Here is a 20,095-nt window from a genome sequence, read left to right as displayed (position 1 = left end):
ACCTTGGGGGCGGTTTTCATAAACCGGACCGCTCCTGTTTTTAAATACGGAAGGTGTGGAGAACTTGAAAAAATGGATCAAGCTGACTGCAGTGATTTTATTCGTAGTAATGGGAGGTGCGGGGTGTATGAGTTCGGAGAGTAAGGTTATGGAGCATTTGGAAGAAAAATATGGTGAGAAGTTTGAGATTGAAAGTGTAAAAGAAGGCAGTGTTATCTTTCCGGAAATGTATGGAAAAGACAAAGTGATGGCTCATCCAGAAGGAAAGCCGGAGCTTGTTTTCCTTGCAGGTGAAAGTAGAAATGAAGATGGAGTATACTATGACACCTATATTTTATCCGTTTGGTCAAATCAGCTTGACCAGCTTTATAAGGATAAGGTGAACCAGGCTTTCAATGAAGATGTCGAGTTCAAGACAATGCTGTTTGTGGAAGAAGAGAAATACACTGCAGAAAAGAAAGATTCATCTGTCACTGATTTTTTACAAACAGATGAAAATGGTGCTTTGCTTACGTTAAATATTGCAGTGAAAACCGACGGAGAACCGGAAGTAGAGAAATATTTGGAGCCGGTATATCAATTGCTGAACGAACTAAAGGAGTCTAATGCGAAATATTATGGAGTGACTGTCGGCTTTGTAGATCGTTCTGAAAATGTATCTGACTATATGAGGACATCTAATGTGAACAATATTGACTGGTCAAATCTGGATGCTAAGGTGTACGGAACTATTATGGTTGATGATTCAATGGATATTAGCAGCCCTGAGCAGATTAAAGAATATTATCAACCGCAAGAGGGGTGATAATATGTCCCTTAATAAACTAACTGATGAAGAGAAAAATGTCCTGTTAATGTTGTCATACTATGATTTGCCTAATAATCAACCTCTTAACGGCAAAAGCATAGAGCGGATTTGGGATTATGCAAAAATGAGTGCTGATAAAAATGAGGATAGCTATAAACAGCTAGAGGCTTTTTTTTCAAGTGGTAGTTTTAAAAGTTCAAATCTTCATAACGTAAAATTATCAGGCTACCAGAACTTTAACCCTAATGAAGGAAACAATTCTAAAGGTGCATCCGACTCCGGTTTTGTTGGATATGCATTCGAAGATAAGAGCGGAAACGCGACTGCTGTTTTCCGAGGCAGTGAGGCGATGGGGGATATGGGTCACTTAAGGACTGATTGGACCTCCAATTTTGAAGCTTCAATGGGAGTGGAAATCAAGCAACAGAAAGAAGCAAATGAATTTTATCAAAAATATCTTGGAGAGGCATCGGGTGAAAGGCTGCTGCTTGGCCATTCCAAGGGCGGCAACCTGGCGGATTACGTTTTTATCAACAACCTTGATGATAACACCAAGGCATATGTAATAAATGCTGCCCCATTATATTGGTGGTCTCTATCCAAGAAGGAACAAGAGGCATTGATGGGAGATCGGCATGATTTCATCGTTTATGCTTATGATCCTGTCTCGCAACTTGGCAAAGTACCGTATGTCGATAAAACGATTGGTATTAAAGAGGATTATGATATTAAAAAACCATTCTATCCTCATTCATTAACGAGCAGTGCTGGATTTGATGAAAATGGCAATTTCAAAGTTTATGAGAATGGTCAATCGTTTGGCAGGTCTGTCCTAAACAATATGATTTTTGAAGACATCTTCCGTGAACTATCTAACTCCACTCCGATCAGGGTTTATAAGGCAGCTTACGTAGTCGCTAATGCCGCGGTAGCTGTCATGCATTACACGGCCAAAGCAATGACAGCAGCTGCCCATTTAATTCGTGAACAGACGGTGAAGCTTGTCGTGGGACTGGCAAAAGCAAAAAAAGAGTTCGAGGAAAAGGTAAATTCATTCTTTGCCGAGCTCATATCAAAGGCTGCAGTTAAAATCGGCAATTTTATAGACGGCCTGAACGGCAACAACTTCCCAATCGAACCCTATATAAAAGTAGACATCCCAAGGCTGTACTATTACGCCAACCGGCTCCGTTCGGTCCAAAGGCGGATCGCGCAGCTCAACGACATGATTGACAATCTATACTGGGAAGCGGGATTGTCCGGGCTGGATAATGTCCTTGCTGCCGATATCAGCACGTCTTTCGACTTCCGGATTCCGGATAGCATCAATTACCTTTACACCACGGCAGAACTTTTACAGAAGAATGAAAGATATCTTGCCGGAAAAGCCGGTTCGATCAGGGGGTAAACAATGGATGCGAAAGTGAAAAGCAAGATTAACAGGATTGCCAACGAAGCGAACGCAATCGCCAGGGAGCTTGATGATATTTCGAATGGGATCAGTCACGAATTTAAAGGGATCGGTTCTGTAAAAGCAGCGTCGGGTTTGCGCCGGTCTGCGGAAAAGTACCGCTATGTAAGCTACAAATTAAGAAGAATATAACTCTATCAGACTTGAAAGGAGGTGAAAAATGATGGCAAGATCAATCACTGTTGAACCAGCGAAGCTTGAAACGACTGCTAACAAGATCGACCAGCAGGCAGCTGACTACGAAAGAAACTACAAAGCTCTTTTCAACGAAGTCGAAGGCATGGCTGCAGCGTGGCAAGGTGCTGACAACCAGGCTTACACTGCACAGATCAAAGGCTTCATGGACGACTTCCAGAAGATGACTCAGTTGATGAGACAATACTCTGAGTTCCTGAAGATGAGCGCGAAGACATACCGCGACACTCAATCTGAAGTCATTAACCAGGCTAAGAGATTGAGCAACTAATCCATAACATAATGCAGGAGGTGAAATACATTGGCAGGAGATGGAATCAAAATCTCGCTCGGCGAGGTTAGCAAAACGGCGGGCCAGATCCGCACGCTGAACCAGCAACTATCCACTAGATTGGAAGAAATCAAGAAGGACATGAATGCACTTGCGTCATCATGGAACTCTGATGCATCCAACACAATCCGCGGCAACTTCAACTCATTGGCACCACGATTTGAAGAATATCGCCAGGTCGTCGACAGCTACGCCAAGTTCTTGGATAACACTGTCACAAACTACAACACCGCAGAAACAGCAATCAACAACAACGCCAGCTCTTTTAAGTAATCACTTTTTACAGAGGGTAGGGGGCAAGCGGCATTGGCAGTTTGCCCTTCTGTAAAATGTACCCCTAATTAAGGGCAATTTTCATATATGAGGAGCAACCCGGAAAAAAAGTGCTCCAACAGGAAATATCCATGATTTTGCAGGAGGGAAAGCTTTTGTTTTCCTCTAAAAATGGGATTCGCTGTAAAAAATCACCAAACTGGAGATAAAAGCTCTTCAACTGGAAATAAAAGTTCTTCAACTGGAGATAAAAGCTTTTCAACTGGAGATAAAATGGGCCCAACTGGAGATAAACGTCCTTAAAGGATGGTCTCAACCTAAAACCATACATAAATTCAAAATTGGAGTCGAAGCGCGATGATCAAACAGGTGGAATTTAAATTGGAAAGCTACGGAATTTCGAAATTCCTTTATTTTCATGCAGAAAGCAAGGCGGATATCGATGCCGGCCAGGTGGAGCTGCTGAGAGCGAGCCGGGTTCCGGGAATCCTGCCGTGTCATGCGATTTTAGAGGGAGAGAACTGCTTTCTTCGCTATGACATGATTTCCGATAACACGCTTGAAATGCTGAATTCCGCGCCGGCGACGAAGGAGCGGCTGTACAACAGCTTCCTCAACATTGCCGAAACCTTGGCGGATGCTCAAGCCAGCGGCCTGGATATCGCGAATTTTGTGTTCAGCCAGCGTGACATCTTTATTGATAATTTTTCAAACAGATTAGTTTTTATCTACCTCCCAATAAAAAATAATATTTTTGAAAAGGTATCACTTAAAGGATTCCTGCAGGAATTGCTGCTGTCGGCTCCTTACGACGAAAATGATGATGCCGTATTTTTCATCAAACTCCATAACTTCCTGATTGAGTCAGAGGAAACCACGCCGGAACGTCTATTAGAAAAGATGAATGAGCTTGGCGGGGATGAAACGCTCGTACGTCAGCCATACAAAATGCCCGAAAAACCGAAGCAGGAAGCGGCACTACAAGCAGCAACAACAGACGAAGAACCACTGCTGGAATCCTCAGAGCTTGAAATTCCGGCGATCAACCCGAACTTTTACAGCCCGGGCAGCGAAGTTCACACTATGAAAACGAGTGTCGACAATGGCGTGCTGACCTCCGAGTATACAAGCCAGAAGAAGGATGTAAAAACAGGACGCAAGCTTGAAATCGAGGAAGAGGTCAATTACAAGCGAATCACGAGGGCAGAGCTCGGTGACAACAATGCCTTGTTAAAAGATGCTTCAGCACTAGGCGGTGGTACGTCAATTAATATCCAGCCGGCCATTGCCAGCAGTGAACCGGAGCACGAAGGGACAACAGTTCTGGGAGTTTTTCCGGACGATGAGGATGAGGGAACAACAACCCTCGGCCATTCGACCCGAAGGCCATTTTTACTGGCGGTATCAAAGAACGAAAAAATTACAATTGCCAAGGACTTTTTCAAAATCGGCCGCGACCCGATGAGGGCGGACTTTGCCTCTGAAAATAAAGTGATCGGCCGGGTCCATGCCCATGTGATCGTATTGAACGGCGAATACTTCCTGGAAGACAATCACTCGACCAACGGCAGTTACGTGAATGGCGTGAAGGTCTCGCCTAAGGAGAAAGTCAAAATCAAGCATGAAGACAAAATCAAGCTCGCGAACGAGGAATTCATCTTCAGGCTTTATTGATGGATAGGAGGAACTACGATGGCATTTCAAGTGGCCTATCATACCGACATAGGAATCAAGAAGAAAACGAACCAGGATGGCCTGTTGCTGAAAACAGCGAAGACACCTGCCGGGGAAATCGGCTTGTTCATCATCTGCGATGGCATGGGCGGACTATCTCATGGGGAGCTTGCAAGCGCGACGGTGATCAGGGGCATGTCCGGCTGGTTTGACAATGATCTGCCGGAGCTGCTGGAGACCGGCATTGCTGAACACGAAATCCCCGCAAGACTTGAGGAACGTATCCGCGACCTGAACACTAAAATCCTTGAATATGGCGAGGCTTCGAACATCAAGCTTGGGACAACAATCACGGCTTTGCTCATCCTCCAAAAGCAATATTACATTTTGCAGATTGGAGACAGCAGGGCCTACAGTATCACTGACCATCTGGTAAAACTGACCGAGGACCAGACCCTCGTGGAACGCGAACTGCAGCGCGGCAACATCACTGCGGAGCAGGCAAGAATTGACCCGAGGCGGAATGTGCTCCTTCAGTGCGTGGGCGCAACAAAGGACATTAACGTCGTCACTACTTCAGGCCAACTCGAAAGCAGGAGCATGTTTATGCTCTGCACCGACGGATTTTACCATGAAATCACTGAGGAAGAAATGCTCACAAACCTGAATCCGCAACATTTTACCAATGAAATAACCATGAAAGAAAAGCTCGTTCAACTCGTCGAGCTGGCAAAAGAACGCCAGGAAACAGACAATATCTCGATTCTTTTGGCAAAAAAGGAAGCATAGGGAAGGTTCAAGATCACGATAAATCATTAAGAACCAGCCCGCGTTTCTGGGAGGAATGACTTTGATACAAATTGGCACGATTATTGATGACAGATATGAAATATTGAAGGAGATCGGGCGCGGCGGCATGAGTGTCGTCTATCTGGCAATGGACAACCGGCTCAACAAATCGCTCGTCGTCAAGGATATCCGCAAGCGCAGCAACAGCAACAACGAGCTGCTGATCAACAGCCTTGTCGTTGAGGCGAACATGCTAAAGAAGCTCGACCACGGTTCACTGCCGAAAATCTATGACATCATCGAGTCAGAAGGCGACATTTATGTGGTGATGGACTATATCGAGGGTGAGTCGCTGAAGGAACGCCTTAAGCGCGATGGCAAAATTCCTGCTAAAGAAGTGATCGAGTGGGCGAAGCAGCTGAGTGATGTGCTCGGTTATCTGCACACCCGAAAGCCATACCCAATCATCTACCGCGACATGAAGCCGGACAATGTCATGCTTACGCCCGAGGGGAAAATCAAGCTGATTGACTTCGGGATCGCTCGGGAATTCAAAACCGAAAATCTCTCTGACACTACGAATCTCGGAACGAAGGGGTATGCGGCCCCTGAACAGATTTCCGGCAGGCAGACCGACGCAAAAACGGATATTTACAGCCTTGGAATCACTCTCTATCATCTCGTAACAGGGAAAAACCTGAGCGAGCCGCCGTTTGAAATCAGGCCAATACGCGAGTGGGATCCGACGCTTCCTGAAGGCCTCGAGCATATCATCAAAAAATGCACCCAGGCCGAACCAGCTAATCGATATCAGAACTGCGAAGAGCTGAGCTATGACCTTGAGCATATCAACAGGCTGACGAAGGGCTACAAGAACATGCTGATCAAGAAGCTGGCGATGTTTCTTGTTCCTGCTGTACTGTTCCTCGGATTCTCGACGACTTCTGCCCTTGGCTACAAAGGGATGAAAAATGAACAGTTCCAGGATTATATGAATCTTGTTAATCAGGCCAGCATTGCCTTGATGGACGGAGAGCAGACCGAGGCGATCAAGCTTCTCGAAAGTGCCACCCGCGTCGACAAGAGCCGTCCGGAGGCATACATCAATCTGCTTGATTTATATATTAATAGAAACCAGACCGACGAAGGACTCGCCAAGCTGGAATCATACATACAGGATGAATACGGAGGAGTCCATAAGAATAACGAGGTCCTTTTCAAAATGGGGATGACCTATTTCGATGTAAAAAGGGACTATAACAATGCGCTGAAATACTTCCAGCAAATCGATGAAAAAGACCTGCCGGATGCGAAATATTACAAGTCGCTGGCAACGACAATGAGCAGTCTGAACGTCGACTATGCCAAATTTGCCGGAGACCTTCTGGAATTCCACGAGTACAATGATGGCCTTGCCAACGACAGTAGGAAAATCGATAACTACAATTCACTTGCCAACATCTATATTTCTTACAAAAGCCAGATTCCAGATGCCAATACCCAGGCGATCGAAATTGTCCAGAAGGCGAAGGAAGTACTGGCAAAGCTCGAAAACGAACAGCTCCAATTCAAATATGAAATGGAATTTGAACAGAAGCTGGCTCAGGCATACTACAGCCGCGGCGTGAATTCCGAGGACAAAGCCACCGCGCGCGGCGATTTTGAACAGGCGATCGAGCGTTATAACAATCTGCTCGATTTGAATGTCGCCGACCAGGAAGAAGTCTATGTCAAAGTTGGCGTTATATATCAGGAGATGGGTGAATTCTCACGGGCAGTCGAACATTTCCGTAACACGACGCTAAAAAAATTCCCTGACAGCATCGACGCACATGTGAAATTCGGGAACCTGCTCCTCGACATTGAACAAAACAAAGAGGAAGGCAGCCGAAATTATGCCGAAGCGAAAAAGGTCTATGAAAAAGCAGGCAGCCTGCCTGGCGTCAAAGACGATGAAGGCTTCAAAAAACTCACCAGACGTATGGAAAACTTGAATATTCTCTAGGGGAGTAAAGGGAAGGCCCCAAGTAGCAAAGGGGCACTTCTCAAGAAAGGCAGTTGAAAGAGATTGGCATACCAGATTATGTTTTACGGCGGAATGGCAGGGGCAGCGGTTACGCTGGTGATAGCCATCACAGTCTATATGAAGCTCAATATTGCCCAGGTGATTACGGACCTTACCGGATGGAATTGGCCTGGGGCGGGAAGAAAAGCCCGGAAGACGACCAGTAAACAGACCGACACAAGCACCAAGCCGACAACAAAGGAAATCCATGTCCGCAAGAATGTTGAGAAGGAAGTCGCAGCTGGTGAATATGTGGAGCCGACCGAAAAGATGGCAAGCGAGAAGATGGATCCGACTGCTCTCTTAAGCCAGGAGAGCTTCAAAAAGACAGCTTTGCTTAAACAGGATGGCCTTGAGCCGACTGCTCTTCTTACTCAGGCTGGATACGAGCCTACAGCATTATTAGCTGAAGTTCCGGTGCGGGAACCAGTGGCAGCCGGAGTTTCAACAAGCCAGAGTACCTCCCATGATTCACCAACCGAGACGACCATTCTGTCCGAATGGAATGAAACTACCGTCCTTACAGCGGAACCGGATGACATGGATGAAACAACACTATTAGACAACATCAATGAGACCACCTTGCTGACAGAAGAGGAACCAAGTTTTCAGAAACAAGTGGATATCATGATTGTCCACTCCAAAACCATTATTTAAAAGGAGAAAAAGAGATGCTTGAACCTAGGAAAAAGAAAAAGAAGCCCCGAAATAAATGGGCAATCGCTCTTCCACTCGTGCTGGTGTTAATTTCTTCGGTTTTGATTTTAAATGGAAAGGTTCTGTCGGAGCAGACAGAGCCCAAAAGGTATATTTCTTTTGATGGCCAACAATGGGAGATGAAATCACAGCCTTTGGGGACTCTGTGGACAAACAAAGAGAATATTTCCTTTGTTGTCGATTTGCAAGATGATTATGGAAGAATTGAAGACAAATCTAATATAAACCCAGACGTTGATAAGCCTATCTCAGTTTCGGCAACACAAGGAGAAAACTCCATTAATAATATAGCTGTTACTCCTCAGGGAATAGGTGAAGCTTTTACGGGGTTATACAATATTACCGTTCCAGTGGCTGCTGACGGGGCTGTAAAGATCAACATTGATATAGCACATCTTGAAAAATGGAAAAATCCTGCTTCAGCAAGTTCCTTTGCTGTCCATCGTGACATTACAAAACCTGCAGCAGAGTTAAATGGTCCTGATGGCTCCGTTAACGATGATTTTTACACAAAAGATGTTACTTTAACGGCAGAAGTGAATGAAGTAAACCTTTTACCGAATTCGATTAAGATCTCCAAGAAAAAGAATGATGAAGCGGCAGTGGTATTTACAGCTGATGTTGAGGAAACTGGAAAGTATACAAAGGATATCCTTTTTAAAGAAAACGGCAATTATGAAGTAACCATTGAAGCAAAAGACAAAGCAGGAAACGAAGTATCAAAAATTTTCTATTTGACAGTATCAAAGCCTGGAAATGAACCAAAAGTATCTGTGTTTAACATGACAGATGGGGGAAAAGTCATCAAGGATTATGCAATAGCAAAGCGAATTGGTGTCAAGGTTGACAGTGAAATTTTGATTGGGGAAGCAAGTCTGGTCATTATCAAAGATGGTGAGGAACTTCCCGCGCAGCAAATGGTTCCTACAAAAAGAACAACAGAAATATTCGAGTATGATCTCACAAAGGGTGGTACTGCAAATCCGGACGGAATTTATTTAGTCAAAGTAACCGTTAAGGACCATCACAATAAGGGGATTCTCCATGACCCCGTCTCATATTCTTTCGTGGTTGATAATACAAAGCCTGAATTCACTTACAGTTTCGAGAAAGATAAGGCTTATAGCTTGCAAAGCGATGAGAATATGGAAGTTGAGATCGCACTGGATGAAGCTAACATACAATCTTCTAATGTAACGGTGATATTGCAGTATGCCAACGGAGATAAAAAGGACGTCTCGACAAGGAATGGTAATGGTAAAACAACATTCACAGCGTCTGAAGAAGGTGAATATACCATTCAATCAAATGCCATCGATAAAGCTGGCAATGAAACAAACGAGACTGCCAAGTTTAAAATCGATAAGGAATCCGGCCCTGTCATCTCGATGAGGGCGGGAAGTCTGGAAAATGAACAACTTCAAGGCAAGTATTTTAACAAGGATACTCAAATTGATTTTTCCGTCACAGATTTAACCCTGATTGAAAAGACCTTAACTATAACGAACAAAGATGGAAAAGAAGTTGACCACACTCCTTTTTCTCAATTCTTATTTACTGCTCAGACAAAACATATTTTTAAAGAAGATGGCCCATACACTGTTGAAGTAATCGCGAAAGATTTATTCAATAACCAGAATTCAAAAGGGCCATACACTTTTACAATTGATCAAAAGCCTCCAGTGCTGGAAATCTTAAACTTAAAGGAAAATGAAGACTACGGAGGAAAACAGGAATTCACCATCAAGGTGACGGACGAGAACTTTGATTTTGATAATACAATGATCTCTGTCTGGCGTGACGGTGAGGACTTAAAGGCTAAACCGGTAATCGAGAAGATAAAAGAAGGTGACCTTGAAGGCGCACTATATAAGTATAGCTACAATGCTGACGGTAACTATGAAATCCGTTTTGACATCCAGGACAAAGCAACAAATAGACCGGTGAATGATTCAGCAATCACTTTCACGATTGACCAGAATGAACCGAAGCTAACGGTAGAAAACCTGCAGCAAAGTGGCCATTACCCAGGATTGAAGGATGCGACCTTCACCATAGAAGACTTAACACTTGACCTGAGCAAGTCCCTGCTGAAAGTCACAAAAGAAGACGGGACAATTGTTGAATATGACAAGTGGACAAAAGAAAATAAAGGTAGACTGAAAACTGCCTACCAGGTCCTGTCTTTTGAAGAAGAGGGAGACTATAAGTTAGAATTCTCAGGCTATGACAAAAAGGGAAATAGCTATGCCATTAAGCCGATATCTTTCACGATTGATAAGGCGAAACCGGAGCTTACTTTAAGTGGAATAAAAGATAGGGACTTTGTAAAGGGCGGAAACTTGATTAAGGTCCAGGTTGATGAGCATAACCATGAATACATGAATGTAGAGGTCTATTACAAGATAAATGGTGGGGAGAAACAAAAACTTTCCTGGACCGATAAGGGTGAAAAAACTACAAATGACTACACATTCAAAGGCGACGGAAACTACGAATTCACCGTCATAGCAACGGATAAAGCAGGAAACCAGTCAACCATGAAAAGGACTTTCACTGTGGACGATACTCAGCCGGAAATTAAAATTACTGGCGCTGAAGATAATTCGTTCAATAACAAAGACCGAGAGATTAAAATCCAGGTAAACGAGCGAAACTTTGAAAATAATAAAGTGGAAATCGAGTTTAAAGTGAATGGGGAAAAGGTCAAGTATCCTGTTAAGTGGGAAAACGTTGATCAAGAAACAATTTTAAAGCACAGGTTTGAAGCTGATAATGACTATGAAATCATTGTTAAATCAGAAGATGCAGCCGGAAATCGTGCTGATATGAAAACTCTCAAGTTCACGATTGACAAGACAGCGCCTAATGTAGAACTAGTGACTGAGATTCAAGATGGTAATGACTACAGAAAGAACATGCTGGTCAAAATGAAAGTTGAAGACCGCAATATCAATCTTTCAAACACAGAACTAAAAGTTGAGAAAAATGGCAAGCCATATAATGTGGGACAAATGAAGTTGCTTGCTGATTCAAAAACAATTGCTGTCAACAGCTACACATTCTTTGAAGAAGGCGAATATGTAATCAATCTTAAGACTACCGATAAAGCCGGCAATTCAAAGAGACATGACCAACTTGCTTTCATCATCGACAAAACCAATCCAATCGTAAAAATCGATGGAGCAGAAAATAACTCTTTCAATCCTGAAAGCAAATATGTCACCATCTCGATTGACGAACTGAATTATAAAACGAACAATGTGAGCATCAGCGCTACGAAAGATGGAGCTGCATTCCCTATTGGTACATGGAAGAACAGCGGAAAACTTTCGAACCTGGGATACAATTTTACCAGGGACGGTCTTTACACAATCCTTGCTACTGCAGAGGACAAAGCCGGTAACGGTCCAATCACTGAAAAAAGGACCTTTACCATCGACAAGACCAAACCGGAAATTGAGATCACAGGTGTGGAAAATAACGCCTATTACAATGTTGATAAACCTGTTAACGCTGCAATCAAAGATGTGAACCTGGATATCAACAGAATCACTGTTACAAGAAACGGTGCAAGATATAACGCCGGCGGTTTCTCTGTAAATGGAGACCTTGCTTCCTTCCGCCATAACTTCAGCGGAGAGGGTGAGTACAACATCCTGGTAGAAGCAACTGACAAAGCAGGCAACAGCTTCAGCAAGACGATGAAGTTCACCATCGACAAGACGAAGCCTGTCATTACGCCGAAGTTTAAAGGACAGAATCGTGTCATTAAGAATGGCGAGTATATCAATGAAGTATTCACTCCGGAATTTGCTCTGGATGAAGCGGAAGATATGATTGTATCCGCGACACTGAACAACGGTGCAAACCTTGGCAGAAACATCCCTGTTGCAGCAAAGGAAATGAAATACACATACAAGGTTCTTGCTCGCGACAAAGCCGGCAATGAATCAACACTTGAAATCGGCTTCACACTTGATACTACAAAGCCAATGCTGAATATTTCCGGAGTACTCGATGGCTTTTTCAATAAAAACATCGCGCCGAAAGTGACCTATTCAGATATCCATTTGGATAGCAGCAAGACATCCGTTACTTTGAACGGCAAACCATTCGAAAACGGAACAAAGCTTGAATACGAACAGGATTATATTTTAAAAGCAGTAATAACAGACCTGGCGAAAAACGTTTCATCACGTACGATCGTCTTCACAATCGATAAAACAAAGCCAGTCATCAAGTTCAAAGAGCCAATTTCCAATAAGTATTTCAACACGGATCTGCTGCCTCAGCTGCTGATTGATGATATGAGTTCTTACGATATCATCGCAATGATGCTTGACGGAAAGCCATATGAAAAAGGTGATCCAATCAAGGAAGAAGGAAAGCACGTCATGTTCTTCGAAGTAAAGGATAAGGCAGGTAACATCCAGCAGCTGAGCGTCGAGTTCATTATCGACAAAACCGCGCCAAAGGTAGTTTATGAAGGTGTGAAAAATAAAGAAAAATACTATGACCCTGTTGACATCGCCATCCGCCTGGATAATCCAAATGACAAAATAAAATCTGTCATGATTAACGGCGAAATGTTCGAAGGGGACGTATTAGAAGAAAATGGCTACAAAGTAATCAAAACCAAATTGGCTGAAATCAAGCCTTACGAAATCGCAGTTACCGCATATGACGAAGCAGGCAATGAAAAAACAACAGTCATTTCATTTGAAATCGTCGAAAAGGGAGCATTGGTGAAGTTTTATGAAAATAAACCTTTGCTTGGCGGTACACTGGTCGGAGTAGTAGGTCTTGTAGTTGCCGCAACTACGGTAGTGATACGCAGAAGAAGGATGAAAGTTGAAGAATAAAGAAAAAGAATCCAGAGGAATCCATCCTCTGGATTCTTTTTTTCGACAATAATTAGGAAAATTGTCCTATTTTATAAAAAATAATCAGAATTTGTAAAATAATGTAGTATAGTTATATTGAACTATAACTTTATAACTATTCAAGTAAAAGGCAAACCCGTTGAAAGGCGGGGACGCAAAGCTTCAGGCCTAAGGTGGGTATATCCTATTATGGCGGCTGGGTTGCCGTGAATCATTCATCCTAGTAAACTCCTTTTTTACCGGTAACCAAAAGGCGAAGTATGCCCTTTTACAGACGGAAAGAAAGGAGTTTTTATGTATTTTAAAAGATTTACCGTAATATTTTTATCTGCAATCATCCTATTCAGTAGTGTTGGGGTCTATCCAGCACAGGCATTTGCTGAGAAGAAAGCTTTTGAACAGGAGTTTTATTCGAATCCTGAGAACCTTCTTGGCCTGCTGCCGGAAATCGACCAGCATCAGCCGGTCAACAATCCAGCCCAGGGAATCAAGCCCCCGGTGCCAAATACTTCACCGGAAATTCCAAACAGCCAGGTGGCTCCACGAAAGCAGCAGCAGGCACCGCCGCCTGCAAACACGACTGCTGAACCACCTATCAACATCGAAAACGGATATTTGGAACTGAAGGAAGAAGATATTCTTGTTCCGGAAGTATTGCGTCCGTTTGGCATCAAGAGAGATTACTCCAGCAATAATACCGAAGATGGTCCTTTTGGGAAAGGCTGGACCACATCACTGGAATCAAGACTCGAAATGTATGCCGAGTTTTCAATGGGAGAAAGCCGCCTAGACGGCAGCACCCAAAGCTACGCATTCGACAAGAAAGATCCGAATGCCTATGTGACCGAATACGATGAAGACTCCATGACAAACTATGAGCTTGACAAGGGCGAGTATATTACAGCGGCCAATGGCGATAAGCTTACAAGGATTAGCCAGTTTGAGTATGTTGTTGAAACAGCTGATAAAACAAAATATACCTATTATGGCTACTATGCATCGTGGAGAAAAGGCCAGGACGAAAAAGTCGGAAGATTGGTCAAACAAACAGATCGTTATGGCAACAGCATTCAATACGGTTACGACAATAAAGGCAAGCTTGAAACGATGACAGACGATTACGGCCGCACGATCCAGATCAAATGGTCAGGCAGCCATATCAGTGAGCTGATTGATCCAGAAAACCGTAAAATCAGCTTCTCTTATGATGGCTCTGGAAGACTGGAAAACGTAAACTACCCAGGAAATAAATCAATCACTTATTCTTATGACGGCGGCCGTATTTCAGGGATCACAAATGGTGAAGGGGAAACCACTTCATTCACGTATGACAGCAACAATCGTGTCAAAACGGCGAAAAATCCTGCTGGCGCTGTCCTGTATAGCTATTCTTATACAACTGACGGTTCAGGAAAACTGACGAAAACCATTAAGCAAAATCCAGCAGGAGAAGCATGGACTTATCATATTGCAAAAGAGAAGGCTGTCCGTGTCACTGACCCGCTGGGATATCAGACAAACTTTGAAAACAACGATAATGGAAAGATAACGAAGAAAATTTCCAGCACAGGAACAGAAAGCTTTTCCTATGATGATAAGGATCGTATTAAGACAAAGACTGACATATTTGGCGTAACCACAACCTATACATATGAGGACTTATGGAATCAGCCAAAAACGATCAATGAATCCACTGGAAAATCAACCGTTTATGACTACGATTCCAACGGAAAATTAACAAAGAAAACGGAAAATGGAATTGTTACGACTTATGGCCACGACAGCAAGGGCCGCATGCTTTGGGCGAAGGATTCTGCTGGCGCTCAAATCACCTTCGAATACGACGCTTTTGGCAACATGAAACAGGCGAAGAACGCAAAAGGTGAAATCACCAGCTACACTTTTGACAGCCTTGGGCACATCAAATCGATGCAGGAGCCTAACGGCTATAGAGAGCAATATCAATATGACGGGGATGGGAATCTCCTTAAGATCACCTATGCTGATGGGAAGACGCTGCAGTATTCCTATGACAAGGCTGGCAGGATCCTGACGATTACCAACCAGCTGGGTCAGGTGACATCCCATAAGTATGATAACGCTGGCAAACTGGAAACCATTACAAACCCAAAAGGATACCAATATGTCTATTCCTATGACAGCAAGACTGGAAGGGTAAAAACTGTAACGGCACCAGGAAACCAGGTGATATCCTATGATTGGGACGGACTTGGCAGACTGAAAACCTTTAAAACAATCGAGGGTACAACCTCTTATGTTTATGGAGAGCACGGGGCGGAGAAAGTGACATCGCCACGGGGTACACTCGAGTATGTTTATAACTCAAAGGGCCTGGTTGACACAATCAAGGATGAGCTTGGCCGCACAACCAGCTATAAGTACAATAACTCCCAGCAGATTACATCAATCACTGATCCAGCAGGAAGAGTACAAAGCTATGAATATGATTCAATCGGGCGTTTGAAAAAAGAGAAATCTTTTGATGGCCAGACAGTCCAGTATGTCTATAACGGACTTGGCTTATTAAAGGATAAAGTATATGAGGACGGCACAAAAGAATCTTATTTATATGATTCTATTAGACAGGTTTATAAAAAGACGCTCCGTGACGGAACCACCGAGGAGTATACTTACCATCCTGGCGGGCAGCTCGCCACAGTGAAAAATGCTCTCGGACAGGTCACGAGTTATGATTATGATAAAAACGGCCATGCAACAGGGGTAATCAACCCTGCAGGAGGAAAGATTACCTATTCTTATAATGCGATAGGGAACCTGACGGCGATTAAAAATCCGCTGAACCAGGTCACTTCATTCTATTACGATGAATTAGGCCGTACCGAAAAAATCATAGGTCCAAAAGAAAGCACTCAAACCTTCAAATACGATGAACTGGACCGCCTGGTTGAAACAGTAGACCAGATGGACAGAGTCCATAAGTGGACCTATAATGCAGCAGATAACACATCAACTTACACTCGTCCAGATGGAACGAAACTGACATACAAATACAATAGCCTGGGCTTGATCAGCGAGTTTAGCAACGCTCTTGGCGAAAAGACAGCCTGGACCTATGACAAGGCAGGCCGTCCAACCATCATTGAGGACGCACTCGGCCAAAAAACACAATTTTACTATAACGTCCTTGACCAGGTCACAAGGGAAACACGGCCGGATAATGCTGTTACAGAATACAAGTACAATGATGCAGGCAGATTATATGAGGCCATTAATCCGCTAGGGCAGAAAACGACACTGTCCTATGATTCATTCGGCAGAGTGACAAAATCGGAAGATATCAAGGGAGCAACCAGCTATACCTATGATGTGATGGGCCGGACCCTAACCATGACGAACCCGCTCAAGCAGACGATGACATGGGCATACGACAAGCTTGGCCGGGTTAAAGAGATGGTGGATCCGCTTCAAGGGAAGACAGAGTATCAATACAATCCATTAGGACAGGCAGAGTCGGTGACACAGCCTAATGGAGCCGAACAAAAAATGAAGTATGACGCCTTGGGAAGGGTTACGAGCATGACTGACCCTCTTGGCAATAATACTTCCTACCAATATGACGAATTCGGCAACGTAAAGACAGTAACCGATGCCCTTGGCCAGAATTCCGAAATGGAATACAGCCTTGCAGGTGAGCTGCTTTCAGTGACGGATCCTGCAGGAAATAAGACACAATACCAGTACGATAAGCTTGGCCAGCTGATCAAAACAATCAACGCGCTTAATCAGGCAACATCCTATGAATACGACCAGGCCGGCCGTTTAAAACAGGCAATCATGCCGAATGGTGCAGTCACTTCACATAATTATGATGCACTGGGAAGAAATATAGAAACAATCGATCCAATGGCCGGGGTCACCAAGTACCAATATGATGAGGTCGGAAATATCCTTGAAACTGTCGATCCTATGGGGAAAAGCAGTTCATTTGATTATGATGCCCTTGGCAGGCTGGTATCTGAAACAGACCGACGCGGCAAAACGACGAAGTATGAGTTCAGTGATCAGGCAGGAATCGTAAAAGTAACCGATCCAACTGGAGCAGTCATTAGCCAAAAATTTGATGCGCTCCAGAATCTGATTGAGGAAACGAATCCTTTAGGGAACAAGACATTTTATAAATACGATCCTCTTAACCGTCTGACGGAAGTGAAGGATGCACTCGGCAATATTGAAAAAACAACTTATGACTCAGTGGGCAATGTCCTTTCGGCAGTCGATAAAAATGGCCATGCAACAAGCTATGAATATGACCTTGCTGGCAACATGACAAGCATGACGAACCCGGCGGACGGGAAAATTTCCTACCAGTATGACAAACTGAACAGATTGGCTGCCCAGTCAAACCCAGACGGCGGAAAATCTGCTTACAAGTATGACAAGCTTGGCAATCTCGTACAGGAAATCGATCCTGAAGGCGGAATCTGGGCTTACGAATATGACGCCATTGGCAGGAATACAAAAGCAATCGACCCGCTGATGCGCGCAACAAAGTACAAGTTTGACAGCGCCGGGAATCTTGAAGTGCTGACAGATCCGGCTGGAGGGGAAACCGGATTTAAATATGACCTGCTCTCCAGGACCCTCGAGAAGACAAATCCTGCGGGAGAGACATGGAAATACACATACAATAAAGTAGGCTACCTCCTTGAGGAAACCAATCCTCTTGGTTTTAAAACGAAGTATACGTATGATGCGGAAGGAAATGTATTAAGCGAAACAGATCCGCTTGAGCACCAGGTTTCGTACCAATACGACGAAATCGGCCGTCCTGTCCAGGTAACAGATGCAAAAGGCTCCAAGACTCACTGGGAGTATGACAAAGCCGGGAACATGCTGACTGTTAACAATCAGGTTGGTGCCGTAACCAGCTATAAATACGACCCACTGAACCGTCTTGTTGAGGAAATCTCTCCTCAAGGAAATACGAGAAAATATGAATATGACAAAGCGGGCAATCTTGTAAAAGAAACAGACCCTTTAGGCTACAATACCTCTTATCAATATAACTCTTTGAATCGGTTATCCAAGGTAGAGGATGCTTTAAAGGGAACTGCCCAATATGAATATGACAAGCTCGGCCAGATGATCAAGCAGACCGACCCGAATGGAAACATGAGAAGCTGGCAGTATAATCTTAATGGCCAGGTTTCAAAAGAGACAAATCCGCTCGGCAAGCAGACGCAATATTCATATGACCCTGCAGGCCAGCTCGGAAGCGTCACGATGCCGAATGGCAATACGGTTGCTTATCAATACTCACAGCTGAGCCAGGTGAAAAGCGCCGACTATGGCGATGAAAAGATCAACTATCAATATGATAAAGCCGGAAGATTGTCGGAATTGTCTTCCCCTGCATCCCATGAAAAATATCAATATGATGCGATGGGCAGGATGACATTGCAGGACAATGTAAAGCTGGAAAAACAGCTGCAATTCAAGTACGATGCAGTTGGAAACATGCTCCAGGTAACAAACAGCGAGGATCGGACCACTGCCTATACCTATGACGAGCGGAACCAAATGTCCAGTGTGACGGATCCTGATGAAAACGTCACATCCTTTAAGTTCGATGGCCTGGGCCGTGAAATCAAGAGAAGCATGGCGAACGGCAACACCATTGCCAGAAGCTATGACAAAGATGGAAACCTGTCTGAAATTGAAAACAAAAATTCAGATGGAGTCTTCTCTTCCTTTGCGTATCAGTATGATAAAAACGGCAATCGTACTGCGCAGATCGAGGAAGACGGAGCGGCTACAAAGTATAGCTACGATGCCTTGAATCGATTGACAGAAGTCATTTATCCAAAGGAGAAGATCAAAGGACTGAGGAATGAGCCGGATACTCCTTCCGATGGCAGCAAGAAACCGGGGAAAATTTCAGAGTCGATTGAATCAGGAATAGAGTCGATCGAATCTGGAATGAAGAAAATACAAGAAAAAATTGTTGCCCTTCCCCTTATTGGTGACATGATTGGCGGTTCTGAGGAGAAAGACGCAACAGGCACCTCAGTGTCCGAATCAGAAAACCCGGAAAATGGAAAGGTTGGCAAAGAAGAAGCTCTGGATTCCACTCTTGATTCTTCTAATGCTGAGGATGAAGTGAAGGAAGCAGCAGCTTCGTCAGACTCAAAAGACAAAAAGACTGAGGAAGAGAAAAACGAAAACAAAATCATTGCCTTTATTAAAGAAAAAATAAAAGCAGCGGCAGAGGCAATCGGAAGGTTCTTTAAGAATCTGTGGGAAAGCATAGTCAGCTTCTTTAGCGGCTCTAAGGCCGAAGCAGCAAAAGCTGATGTTTCTGAAACGGCACCAGGTTCGGAGAAAGGACAAAAAAATAAAGAGCCTAATGCTTCAGATGAGAAGAAGGCCAAAGAGGAGAAGACTACAGGAAAGCCAGAAGAGAAAACTACTGGTGAAACTAAAGACAAGGGCAAGTCTCCTGCTCGAGAAGACAAGAACAAGTCTGATAAAGGAAATAATCCAAACAAGGGCGGAAAAGACAGCTCTGAAAAAGGAAAAGGAAAACCGGCAGAAAAGGAAAAACCGTCTAAGGGCAAAGAAAACAACGGCAAAAATAACAAATCACCTTTATCATGCGGACCTGATGGAAACATCGAACTTGACCTAAGCAACGGACCAGTGGATAACCTGCCAGATTATTTGGTGAATCCACAAAGCAAAGTCAAGTACACCTACGATGCAGCCGGAAACAGGCTGACGATGACGGATGACGAAGGAACCAGCGAATACACGTATAATGCCATGAACCAGCTGCAGACAGCCGGAAAAGAACGTTATGAGTATGACGACAACGGCAATGTCATCTCCAAAACAAACAGTGAAG

At 43.9% G+C, this 20,095-nt stretch carries 11 protein-coding genes and 1 riboswitch; all 11 genes read left to right on the top strand.

From position 1 onward, the window contains the following. Nucleotides 1–64 precede the first annotated feature (64 nt). Nucleotides 65–805: a hypothetical protein gene (locus FS736_RS15965; protein WP_144479063.1), complete on the top strand. Its 741-nt coding sequence runs from the start codon at nucleotides 65–67 to the stop codon at nucleotides 803–805. 4 nt (nucleotides 806–809) lie between these two features. Continuing rightward, nucleotides 810–2,216 carry an Mbeg1-like protein gene (locus FS736_RS15960; RefSeq protein ID WP_186326816.1) on the top strand — a complete coding sequence of 469 codons (1,407 nt, stop codon included), beginning with the start codon at nucleotides 810–812 and terminating at the stop codon, nucleotides 2,214–2,216. 3 nt (nucleotides 2,217–2,219) lie between these two features. Further along, a complete protein-coding gene (locus FS736_RS15955; protein WP_144479059.1) occupies nucleotides 2,220–2,411 on the top strand; it encodes a hypothetical protein in 192 nt (63 codons plus the stop codon). A 28-nt stretch (nucleotides 2,412–2,439) separates the two neighbouring features. Continuing rightward, nucleotides 2,440–2,745 carry a WXG100 family type VII secretion target gene (locus FS736_RS15950; protein ID WP_260983630.1) on the top strand — a complete coding sequence of 102 codons (306 nt, stop codon included), beginning with the start codon at nucleotides 2,440–2,442 and terminating at the stop codon, nucleotides 2,743–2,745. A gap of 30 nt (nucleotides 2,746–2,775) precedes the next feature. Then, a complete protein-coding gene (locus tag FS736_RS15945; protein WP_041964573.1) occupies nucleotides 2,776–3,078 on the top strand; it encodes a pore-forming ESAT-6 family protein in 303 nt (100 codons plus the stop codon). Between the two features lie 357 nt (nucleotides 3,079–3,435). Further along, nucleotides 3,436–4,752: an FHA domain-containing protein gene (locus tag FS736_RS15940; RefSeq protein ID WP_144479057.1), complete on the top strand. Its 1,317-nt coding sequence runs from the start codon at nucleotides 3,436–3,438 to the stop codon at nucleotides 4,750–4,752. A gap of 18 nt (nucleotides 4,753–4,770) precedes the next feature. Next, the gene (locus FS736_RS15935) at nucleotides 4,771–5,541 is read left to right on the top strand and encodes a PP2C family protein-serine/threonine phosphatase (RefSeq protein ID WP_144479055.1); all 771 of its coding nucleotides are present in this window, start codon (nucleotides 4,771–4,773) and stop codon (nucleotides 5,539–5,541) included. A gap of 55 nt (nucleotides 5,542–5,596) precedes the next feature. After that, on the top strand, nucleotides 5,597–7,546 hold the full coding sequence (locus FS736_RS15930) for a protein kinase domain-containing protein (RefSeq protein WP_313959731.1): 1,950 nt from the start codon (nucleotides 5,597–5,599) through the stop codon (nucleotides 7,544–7,546). Between the two features lie 63 nt (nucleotides 7,547–7,609). Further along, nucleotides 7,610–8,263, top strand: a complete 654-nt coding sequence (locus FS736_RS15925) for a hypothetical protein (protein ID WP_144479051.1) — start codon at nucleotides 7,610–7,612, stop codon at nucleotides 8,261–8,263. Between the two features lie 14 nt (nucleotides 8,264–8,277). Beyond that, a complete protein-coding gene (locus FS736_RS15920) occupies nucleotides 8,278–13,188 on the top strand; it encodes an Ig-like domain-containing protein (RefSeq protein ID WP_144479049.1) in 4,911 nt (1,636 codons plus the stop codon). A gap of 140 nt (nucleotides 13,189–13,328) precedes the next feature. Beyond that, nucleotides 13,329–13,418, top strand: a riboswitch (cyclic di-GMP riboswitch). A gap of 85 nt (nucleotides 13,419–13,503) precedes the next feature. Further along, nucleotides 13,504–20,095 (top strand): DUF6531 domain-containing protein (locus FS736_RS15915; protein ID WP_144479047.1); only part of this gene is annotated, 6,592 nt, incomplete at its 3' end.

The organism is Cytobacillus oceanisediminis 2691 (assembly GCF_007678455.1).
Taxonomy (GTDB): domain Bacteria; phylum Bacillota; class Bacilli; order Bacillales; family Cytobacillaceae; genus Mesobacillus; species Mesobacillus oceanisediminis_A.
The sequence above is the reverse complement of the archived record's forward strand: the minus strand, read 5'-3'. Positions and strand labels throughout refer to the sequence as shown.